5 protein-coding genes are annotated in these 2,371 nt (G+C 73.3%); 2 read left to right on the top strand and 3 right to left on the bottom strand.

Annotated features, from left to right (window positions below):
- Positions 1-216, top strand: a 216-nt coding sequence (locus AC2W7C_RS16875) for a hypothetical protein (RefSeq protein WP_486002415.1), incomplete at its 5' end; no start/stop codon positions are given.
- 150 nt (positions 217-366) lie between these two features.
- Here the strand turns inward: AC2W7C_RS16875 and AC2W7C_RS16870 are convergent.
- The 3 genes from AC2W7C_RS16870 to AC2W7C_RS16860 are packed head-to-tail and all read right to left on the bottom strand — an operon-like array spanning position 367 to position 1,708.
- Positions 367-1,248: a DNA topoisomerase IB gene (locus AC2W7C_RS16870; RefSeq protein WP_486002414.1), complete on the bottom strand. Its 882-nt coding sequence runs from the start codon at positions 1,246-1,248 to the stop codon at positions 367-369.
- A complete protein-coding gene (locus tag AC2W7C_RS16865) occupies positions 1,245-1,367 on the bottom strand; it encodes a hypothetical protein (RefSeq protein ID WP_486002413.1) in 123 nt (40 codons plus the stop codon). Before AC2W7C_RS16865 ends, AC2W7C_RS16870 begins: the two co-directional genes overlap by 4 nt.
- On the bottom strand, positions 1,364-1,708 hold the full coding sequence (locus AC2W7C_RS16860) for a hypothetical protein (protein WP_486002412.1): 345 nt from the start codon (positions 1,706-1,708) through the stop codon (positions 1,364-1,366). Before AC2W7C_RS16860 ends, AC2W7C_RS16865 begins: the two co-directional genes overlap by 4 nt.
- A 93-nt stretch (positions 1,709-1,801) precedes the next feature.
- On the opposite strand from AC2W7C_RS16860, the gene rlmJ reads away from it, so the two are divergent.
- On the top strand, positions 1,802-2,371 hold a 570-nt coding region (rlmJ, locus tag AC2W7C_RS16855; protein WP_486002411.1), incomplete at its 3' end, for a 23S rRNA (adenine(2030)-N(6))-methyltransferase RlmJ.

Genomic DNA, 2,371 nt, shown 5'->3' with positions numbered 1-2,371 from the left:
GCGACCGACCGGATGGCGGCCTTCTACCAGGCGACCGGCCGCTGGCTGAGCCCGACGGACCACAACCACCGGCGCATCACGCGGATCATCCGCTCCCTGCGACTGCTGAGCGGCGACGACCAGGCGGACGCCTTCCGGTCGCTGATCCAGGCGCGGGTCGCGGCGACGCGGGCGCCGGTCAGCGCCCGCAGCCAGGGATACTGGGCGACGGCCTAGGCTTACCTGTCATCCGCTCATCCCGGCGAAGGCCGGGACCCCAGATTACAGAACCCAGGCGGCTCGCGTTGGACCTCCGTGTCTTCGGTTCGACGACGGCGTCGTTGCATCTGGATCCCGGCCTTCGCCGGGATGAGCGGGTTGGGGGACTCACTCCAGCACCCCAATCAGGGCGCGTTCGAAGCCGGCGGCGTCGGGCCCGGGGAGGGCGGCGGCGAGTTCGCCGCTCTCGTAGAGCTCGAAGACCCGAGGATGGACGTAGGAGGACCGGCAGACGGTGGGGGTGTTGCCCAGCAGGCCCGCGACCGCCTTCACGCAGACGGTGACCTTGCGCTTGGCGTCGGTCGCCGACGAGGGCGGTTCGGCGTCGCGCAGGGCGCGGGCCGCCGACACCGTGCCGGCCCAGGTGCGGAAGTCCTTGGCCGAGAAGTCCTCGCCCATGGCCTCGCGGATGTAGGCGTTCACGTCGTCGGAAGTGATGGCGTGCAGCGTCCCTTCGCCGTCGCGCCATTTGAACAGCTGCTGGCCGGGAAGCTCGCGCAGGGAGCGCACGACGGTGGCCAGCCGGCGGTCGCGCACCCGCACCTCATGCTCGACGCCGCTCTTTCCCCGGAAGGCGAAGGTCAGGGCCGCGCCGTCGACCTCCAGGTGCCGCTTGTGCAGGGTGGTCAGGCCGTAGGAGCGGTTCTGGCGGGCGTACTGGGCGTTGCCCACGCGGATCAGGGTGATCTCCAGCAAGCGCACGGCGGTGGCCAGGACCTTGTCGCGGGTGACGCCGCGGGCGCCCAGATCGGCCTCGACCCGCTTGCGCAGCCTGGGCAGCGCCCGGGCGAAGGCCGGCAGACGCTCGAACTTGGTCTCGGCGGCGTGGCGGCTCCAGTCGGCGTGATAGCGGTACTGCTTGCGGCCCTTCACGTCGCGGCCGACGGCCTGGATGTGGCCGGTGGCGCGGGGGCAGATCCAGACGTCGGTCCAGGCGGGCGGGATGGCCAGGGCGCGAATGCGGTCCAGGGTCCTGGAGTCCCGGATCACGGCGCCGACCGGTCCAGATAGGTGAAGCCCTTGCCGGAGCGGCGGCGGGTCAGGCCGGGGGACTCGTCGCTGCACCAGCTCAGGCCGTCGGGGATGAGCGCGCCGTCGTCGGCGGTCATGCCTCGGCCTCGCGCAGCGCCGCCCGGAGATCGTGGATCCAGTCCCGCCCGGCGTCCCCGCCCCAGAGCTGCCAGGCGATGTAGCCGGCGGAGGGCGTCTTCGGGTCCCCCCAGCGCTTGCCCAGCTTGTCGACGGCGTGGCGGGCGAAATAGCTGTAGATCGACTTGATGTCCCGGTCGCTGACCGGCTCGCGGTCCATCAGGCGCTCGGCGCGGCGGACGCCGACGTGGGTTCCGCCCCGGCCGTGCTCTTCGCGCAGCTCCAGCCCCCGGCGCGCCGCTTCGGCCACGGCCTTGGGCGGGGTGCGGCGCGCGTCGGAGAGGGCGGGGTGGTCGATCATGATGTCCGTGAGAGGTTCGGGCGGGGGACGCAACGGCGCGGCGGTCAGGCGGTTCCGTCTTGACCCGGGCGCGCGGGCGAGGGAACCAGCCCCATGAACTATCGCCACAGCTTCCACGCCGGGAATTTCGCCGACCTGGTCAAGCACGCCCTGGTGCTGTGGCTGCTGGACCGCCGCCGCGCCGCCGGGCCGGTGACGGTGATCGACACCCACGCCGGCGCCGGGGTCTACGACCTGTCCGGCGACGCGGTCCGGTCCAAGGAGGCCGAGGCCGGCATCGCGCGCCTGATGGCCGCGGGCGACCGGCCGCCGTTGATGGAGGCGCTGGCGGCCGAGGTGGCCAAGCTGAATCCGCACGGCGGGGCGACGCTCTATCCGGGGTCGCCCCTGCTGATCGCCGGCCGGCTGGGGCGGGGCGACCGCTATCTGGGGTTCGAGCTGAACCCCGCCGGTCCTCACCCTGCTGACCGAGGCGCTGGAACCCTTCCGCAGGCGTCGGCGCGGGGCGGCGACGGCTACGACCAGGCCAGGGCCGAGGCCGCCGCCGCGCCCGGCGCCTTCCTGCTGATCGACCCGCCGTTCGAGCGGCCCGACGACTATATGCGCGCCGCCGAACACGGCCGCGGCGGTGCGCGCGCCGACCCGCGCGCCCTGCGGCGTGTG

Source organism: Brevundimonas sp. CURTG3B2_SDJG (genome assembly GCF_057364705.1).
The sequence above is the reverse complement of the archived record's forward strand: the minus strand, read 5'-3'. Positions and strand labels throughout refer to the sequence as shown.

Excerpts from the sequence above, each read along its gene's own strand:
- AC2W7C_RS16865 (WP_486002413.1), bottom strand. The coding sequence starts at position 1,367 with ATGACCGCCGACGACGGCGCGCTCATCCCCGACGGCCTGAGCTGGTGC.
- AC2W7C_RS16860 (WP_486002412.1), bottom strand. The coding sequence starts at position 1,708 with ATGATCGACCACCCCGCCCTCTCCGACGCGCGCCGCACCCCGCCCAAG.